Here is a 6,198-nt window from a genome sequence, read left to right as displayed (position 1 = left end):
CCCGGACGACCGGAGCCATGTCGATTAGGTTAGCCTACCCTTGTCGTTGTCGTCGGTGGTCGTCGCCGTCCGGCGGCGGCTCCGCCGTGCCCGCCCCCCGCAGCCCTCCGGAAAGGGTCCACACAGATGAGTCACCTCCCGGCCGCCGAGGAGCCCTCACCGGTCCGCGACGGCGTGGTCCGGGCCGGACTGGCCGTCGTCGGCGTCGGCCTGGTCGCCGGGGCCGCCCAGCTCCAGGGCGCCGCCGCCCGGACCGACCCCGCACCCGGGCCGGTCGCCGGGCCCGAGGCCCCGGTGTCGGCCCCGAGCGCCCCCGCCTCCCCGGAGCCCACCGGCTCCACCGACTCCACCGGCTCCTCCGAGCCCGCCCTGTTCGGCGACTACACCGACGGGACCTACACCGCCACCGGCGACTACGTCGCCCACGGGGCGCCCGGCAGCATCACCGTCACGCTCACCCTGGCCGACAACGCCGTCACCGACGTCGTCGTCGAACCCGGTGCCGAGAGCGGCGCCTCCCGCCAGTTCCAGGACCGGTTCGCCCAGGGCATCGCCGCCGTGGTCGTCGGCGTCCCCCTGGACGAGATCGAGGTCGACAAGGTCTCCGGGTCCTCCCTCACCGGCGACGGCTTCACCGACGCCCTGGCCCGGATCCGGGACGATGCACGCGCATGAGCGGGTGTTCGACGCCATCGGCACCCGCTGGCGCGTGCACACCTCCCGCCCCCTGGAACCCGCGACCGCCGACGCGGTCGCCGCGCGGATCGCGGAGTTCGACCGCGCCTACTCGCGCTTCCGCCCCGATTCGCTGGTCGCCGAACTCGCCGCCACCGGCGGCCCCGTCGCCTTCCCCGGCGACGCCGAGGACATCCTCGACCTCTACGACACCCTGGGCCGGGCCACCCGGGGAGCCGTCGACCCGCTGGTCGGCGCCTGCCTGGAGCGGCTGGGCTACGACCCCGACCTCACCCTGCGCCCGCACGGCCCGCCGCTGCCCGCACCCGCCCCCGGGACCCTGCGCCGGGCGGGCACCGTCCTGACCGCCGAACCCGGCGCGGTGCTCGACATCGGCGCCCTGGGCAAGGGGTACCTGGTCGACGCGGTCACCGCGCTTCTGCGCGAGGACGGCCACGACGACCTGTGCGTCGACGCCGGCGGCGACATGCGCGCCGTCGGCTCCCCGCTGCGCGTCGCCCTCGAACACCCCCACCGCCCCGACCTCGCCATCGGCCGCGTCCGGCTGCACGACCGCGCCCTGGCCGCCTCCGGCACCGATCGCCGCGCCTGGGGCGAGGGCCTGCACCACGTCCTGGACGCCCGCACCGGCGCCCCCGTCGAGCGGGTCGTCGCCACCTGGGCGCTCGCCGACACCGCCGCCCTCGCCGACGGGCTGGCCACCGCCCTGTTCTTCGTCGGACCCGACGACCTGGCCGCGGCCGCCCCCGGCGGATTCGGGTACGTCCGGGTGTTCTCCGACGGCACCGCCCACCACTCGCCCCACTGGGAGATGTTCGCGTGAGACGACTGTCCGCCCTCCTCGACGGCCTCACCATGTACCGCACGGTCACCCTCGGGCTGGGGCTCATCGCCCTGGCCGCCCCCGTCCTGGCCGCCCTGGGCGTGCTCTCCCTCGACCCGGTCGCCATCGCCGCCTCCCTCACGGTGTGCGTCGCGGCCTGCCTGCTCACCGGGCTGACCGTGCCCCGGCTGCTGGGGGTGCGCCCGCACGCCGAGTCGTCGGTGATCACCGGCCTGCTGCTGGGCCTGGTGCTGTGGCCCGCCGACACCCCGGCCGGGTTCGCCGGGCTGGTCGCCGTCTCGGTCGTGGCCACCCTGTCCAAGTACGTGCTGACGCTGCGCGGACGGCACGTCCTCAACCCGGCGGCGCTGGCCCTGGTGGTGGCGGGCCTGGCCGGGATCGCCACCCCGGCCTGGTGGGCGGGGTCGGCGGGGCTGCTGCCGTTCGTGCTGGTCGCCGGGGTGCTGGTGGTGCGCCGCCTGCGCCGGTACGCGTTCGTCGGCGTGTACCTGCTGGTGGGCGGCGGCCTCAACCTGGCGTCCTCGGTGGCGGCGGGGGAGGCGGTCCCGGCGGCGGCCTGGGCCGTCGTCGCGTCCTCGCCGGTGCTGTTCCTGGCCGCGTTCATGCTCACCGAGCCGCTCACCACCCCGCCCCGGCGGTGGCAGGCGCTGACGGTGGCCGCAGTGGTGGGCGTGCTGGACGGGGTGGCGTTCTCCGTCGGCCCGCTGCACTCCTCGCCGGAGCTGGCCCTGCTGGCGGGCAACGCGCTGGCGTTCGTGTTCGGGCAGCGGCGCGGGGTGCGGCTGCGGGTGCTGCGGCGCGAGCCGGTCGGCGCCGACACCGTCGAACTCGTGCTGGCCCCGCGCGCCCCGCTGGCCTTCCGGCCGGGGCAGTACCTGGAGCTGTGCCTGCCGCACCCGCGCCCGGACGCGCGCGGGACCCGGCGGATGTTCAGCATCGTCTCCCCGCCCGCGCGCGCCGACGAGATCGCGGTGGCGATGCGCCTGCCCGAGCGGCCCAGCAGCTTCAAGCGGGCGGTGGCGGAACTGGAACCGGGGCGGGTGCTGACCGCCACCGGCGTGCACGGCGACTTCACCCCGCCCGCCGATCCGGACACCCCGGTGCTGTGGGTCGCGGGAGGGATCGGCATCACCCCGTTCGCCTCCATGGCCGCCGCCGGTGCCGCCCGCGACGCGGTCCTGGCCTACCGGGTGCCCGACGCCGACGACGTGCCCTACGCCGAGGTGTTCGAGAAGGCGGGGACGACGGTGCTGCTGTTCGCCCCGGCCCCGCCCGCCGCCCCGCCGCGCGGGTGGACCTACGCGGGCCCGGAGCCGACCGGCGACGCGCTGGCCGAACACGTCCCGGACCTGGCCCGCCGCCGCGCCTACGTGGCGGGCGCCCCGGCGATGGTCGCCGACCTGGTCCGGGAGCTGCGCCGCCGCGGCGTGCGGGGCGTGCGCACCGACGCCTTCAGCGGCTACTGACCCGCCCGCGCCCGGGAGCCGGTGCGGATGCGCCCGGGTGGGCGGTGGCCTGCGGCAGGACGCGGCCGGGGCGGTGAACCCGCCTGGGTGGTCGCCCGTGGCGGGACGTGCGGCCGGGGCCGGGGTGGTGGACCTTCCTGGGCGGGCGGTGCCCCCCGGGGGATGCGCGGCCGGGGCCGGGGTGTGTACCCACCTGGGCGGGCGGTCTCGTAGCGGGAGGTACAGCCGGGGCGGCGGACCCTCCTGAGCGGGTGGTCGCCCGTGGCGGGACGTGCGGCCGGGGCCGGGGTGGTGGACCCACCCGGGCGGTCGCCCGCGGCGGGACGCGCGAGACGCGGCCGGGCGGAAACGGACCGGACGGTGGCTTGCGGTGGTGTGCGCCAATAGCCTATATTTCCTACAGATTTAATGGGTATTGTTCTCCGCGTGGTACCCGCCCCCAGAGCCGGAGCCGACCGTGTCCCGTTCCACCGCCATGCCCGCCGCCCACGTCGCCGTGCGCGGCCTCCACCGCGCCTTCCCCGACGGCGGCCGCACCCGCCCGGTGCTGCGCGGCATCGACCTCGACGTCGCCCCCGGCACCGTCCTGGCCCTGCTCGGCCCCTCCGGCTGCGGCAAGTCCACCCTGCTGCGCCAGATCGCCGGACTCGACCGCCCCACCGCCGGACACGTCGAGATCGACGGCGACACCGTCACCGACGTCCACCCGCGCTGCGCCGTCGTCTTCCAGGAGCCCCGCCTGCTCGGCTGGCGCACCCTCGCGGGCAACGTCGCCCTGGGCCTGCCCCGGGGCACCGACCGCGCCGACGCCCGCGCCCAGATCTCCCACTGGCTCGACGCCGTGGGCCTGGGCGACGTCCGCGGCCACCGCCCCCGCCAGATCTCCGGCGGCATGGCCCAGCGGGTCGCCCTCGCCCGCGCCCTGGCCCGCCGCCCCGGGGTCCTCCTCCTCGACGAGCCCCTCGCCGCCCTGGACGCCCTCACCCGGCTGCGCATGCAGGACCTGGTGGACGACATCCAGCGCGAGGCGGGCACCACCGTCGTCCTGGTCACCCACGACGTCGACGAGGCCCTGCACCTGGCCGACCGCATCGCCGTCCTGGGCCCCGTCGGCACCGCCCCCGGCGCCGGCATCGCCGCCCTCGTCGACGTCCCCACCGCCCGCCCCCGCGACCGGGGCGCGGGCGACCTCTCCCACCTGCGCGCCGAACTCCTGGACCGGCTGGGCGTCCCCCGCCGCACCGCCCCCGAAAGGACCACCCCATGACCCCGTCCCGCGCCTTGGCCGCGGCCCTGGCCCTGCCCGCCGCCGCCCTGCTGCTCACCGGCTGCCTGTCCGGGGAGGACGCCCCCGCCGGGGCCGACGGCGAACGCGTCCTGCGCCTGGACTACGCCTACTACAACATCGCCTCCCTGGTCGTCCGCGACCAGGGCTGGCTGGAGGAGGACCTCGACGGCGTCGAGGTCCAGTGGGTGCTCTCCGAGGGCAGCAACAAGGCCAACGAGAACCTGCGCGCCGAGACCATCGACCTGGGCTCCACGGCGGGCACCCCCGCCCTGCTGGCCCGCGCCAACGGCAGCCCCATCAAAGTGGTCGAGGTCTACTCCCAGCCCGAGTGGTCGGCCATCGTCGTCCCCGCCGACTCCGACATCGAGGGCCCCGAGGACCTGGCCGGGGCGACCGTCGCCGCCACCTCCGGCACCGACCCCTACTTCTTCCTGCTCCAGACCCTCGACGAGGCCGGACTCGAACTCGGCGACATCGACCACGCCGACCTCCAGCACGCCGACGGCCGCACCGCCCTGGAGCAGGGCGACGTCGACGCGTGGGCCGGGTTGGACCCGCACATGGCCGCCTCCGAGCTCACCGCCGGGTCCCGGCTGGTCCACCGGAACCTGGAGTACAACAGCTTCGGCACCCTCAACGTCCGCGAGGAGTTCGCCGAGGAGTCGCCCGACCTGGTCCAGGCCGTGGTCGACGCCTACGAGCGCGCCCGCGCCTGGGTGGCCGAGAACCCGGAGGACGCCGCCGCCCTGCTCGCGGAGGAGGCGGGGATCGACCCCGAGGTCGCCGAACGCCAGCTCACCGAGCGCACCCACCTGGACAACGACCCCGTGCCGGGCGAGGACCTGCGGGCCACCCTGGACCGGTTGCTGCCCTACCTCGTCGACAACGGGCTGGTGCGCAGCGAGGACGAGGCGACCCAGGCCCTGGACACGCTGTTCCTGCCCGAGTTCGCCGAGCAGGCGGCGCAGGAGGGCACCGGATGAGCCGCACCGCCGAGGAACCCCGCACCGCGGCCGACCCGGCGGCCGAGCCGGTGGCCGACTCCGTGCCCGCCCCGGAACCGGGCTCCGAGGCCTCGGGTGGGGGAGCCCGGCGCCGGTGGCGCGCTCTCGCCCTGGGGGCCGTGGTCCCGCTGCTGCTGCTCGCCCTGTGGCAGTGGGCCGCCGCGACCGGCGTCTACAACGCCGCCCAGCTCCCGCCGCCTGCCGCCGTCGCCGCGGCCTTCGCCTCCCTCGTCGAACGCGGCGACATGTGGCTGCACATCGCCATCAGCCTGCAACGGGTCCTGCTCGGCTTCCTGTGGGGGTCGGCGATCGGCGTCGCCGCGGGCGGCCTGGTCGGCCTGCTCCCCCTCGCGCGCGACCTGCTCGCCCCCACCGTCCAGGCGGTCCGGGCGGTGCCCTCCCTGGCCTGGGTGCCGCTGCTCGTCCTGTGGCTGGGCATCGGAGAGGGGCCCAAGGTGGTGCTCATCGCCATCGGGGCGTTCTTCCCCGTGTACACCACCGTCTCCTCGGCCCTGGCCCACCAGGACCGCGGGCTCATCGAGGTGGGCCGCGCCTACGGGCTGCGCGGGGCGGAGCTGTTCGTCCGCGTCCTGCTGCCCGCCTCCGCCCCGGCCGTCCTGGCCGGGCTGCGGCTGGCCCTGGCCCAGAGCTGGCTGTTCGTGGTGGCGGCCGAGCTGATCGCCTCCACCATGGGCATCGGGTTCCTGCTCACCAACAGCCAGAACACCGGCCGCACGGACATCCTGCTGCTGGCCATCGTCCTGCTCGCCCTGCTGGGCAAGGCCACCGACGCCCTGCTCGGCCTGGTCGAGCGCCGGGTCGCCGCCACCCGGTGAGCCGGAGGCCGGGCGGCCGGTCGGCCGGTGGACCGGCAGACCGACCGGGCGGAGAACTGAGCGG

Annotated in this window: 6 protein-coding genes; all 6 read left to right on the top strand. The window is 76.5% G+C overall.

Going from position 1 to position 6,198, the window contains the following annotated elements; genetic code table 11:
• Positions 1–126 precede the first annotated feature (126 nt).
• The 6 genes from ACJOT3_RS31380 to ACJOT3_RS31355 all read left to right on the top strand — a co-directional run bounded on the left by ACJOT3_RS31380 (position 127) and on the right by ACJOT3_RS31355 (position 6,134).
• Complete coding sequence (locus ACJOT3_RS31380; protein ID WP_406976751.1) at positions 127–675, top strand: FMN-binding protein; 549 nt, start codon at positions 127–129, stop codon at positions 673–675.
• Positions 662–1,519, top strand: a complete 858-nt coding sequence (locus ACJOT3_RS31375) for an FAD:protein FMN transferase (protein WP_406976750.1) — start codon at positions 662–664, stop codon at positions 1,517–1,519. The genes ACJOT3_RS31380 and ACJOT3_RS31375 overlap by 14 nt, the downstream gene beginning before the upstream one ends.
• Positions 1,516–3,006, top strand: coding sequence for an FAD-dependent oxidoreductase (locus tag ACJOT3_RS31370; protein WP_406976749.1), 1,491 nt, complete (start codon positions 1,516–1,518; stop codon positions 3,004–3,006). The genes ACJOT3_RS31375 and ACJOT3_RS31370 overlap by 4 nt, the downstream gene beginning before the upstream one ends.
• A 457-nt stretch (positions 3,007–3,463) precedes the next feature.
• Positions 3,464–4,273, top strand: coding sequence for an ABC transporter ATP-binding protein (locus ACJOT3_RS31365; protein ID WP_406976748.1), 810 nt, complete (start codon positions 3,464–3,466; stop codon positions 4,271–4,273).
• Entirely contained in the window at positions 4,270–5,277 is a 1,008-nt protein-coding gene (locus ACJOT3_RS31360) for an aliphatic sulfonate ABC transporter substrate-binding protein (RefSeq protein ID WP_406976747.1), read from the top strand. Before ACJOT3_RS31365 ends, ACJOT3_RS31360 begins: the two co-directional genes overlap by 4 nt.
• Entirely contained in the window at positions 5,274–6,134 is an 861-nt protein-coding gene (locus tag ACJOT3_RS31355; protein WP_406976746.1) for an ABC transporter permease, read from the top strand. The genes ACJOT3_RS31360 and ACJOT3_RS31355 overlap by 4 nt, the downstream gene beginning before the upstream one ends.
• The last annotated feature ends 64 nt before the right edge of the window (positions 6,135–6,198 follow it).

Origin of the sequence: Nocardiopsis protaetiae, assembly GCF_045446735.1 — a bacterium.
Taxonomy (GTDB): domain Bacteria; phylum Actinomycetota; class Actinomycetes; order Streptosporangiales; family Streptosporangiaceae; genus Nocardiopsis; species Nocardiopsis protaetiae.
The sequence above is the reverse complement of the archived record's forward strand: the minus strand, read 5'-3'. Positions and strand labels throughout refer to the sequence as shown.

What these genes read in the sequence shown, in the direction of transcription:
- ACJOT3_RS31380 (WP_406976751.1), top strand. Translation starts at nt 127, where the DNA reads ATGAGTCACCTCCCGGCCGCCGAGGAGCCCTCACCGGTCCGCGACGGC.
- ACJOT3_RS31375 (WP_406976750.1), top strand. Translation starts at nt 662, where the DNA reads ATGCACGCGCATGAGCGGGTGTTCGACGCCATCGGCACCCGCTGGCGC.
- ACJOT3_RS31360 (WP_406976747.1), top strand. Translation starts at nt 4,270, where the DNA reads ATGACCCCGTCCCGCGCCTTGGCCGCGGCCCTGGCCCTGCCCGCCGCC.
- ACJOT3_RS31355 (WP_406976746.1), top strand. Translation starts at nt 5,274, where the DNA reads ATGAGCCGCACCGCCGAGGAACCCCGCACCGCGGCCGACCCGGCGGCC.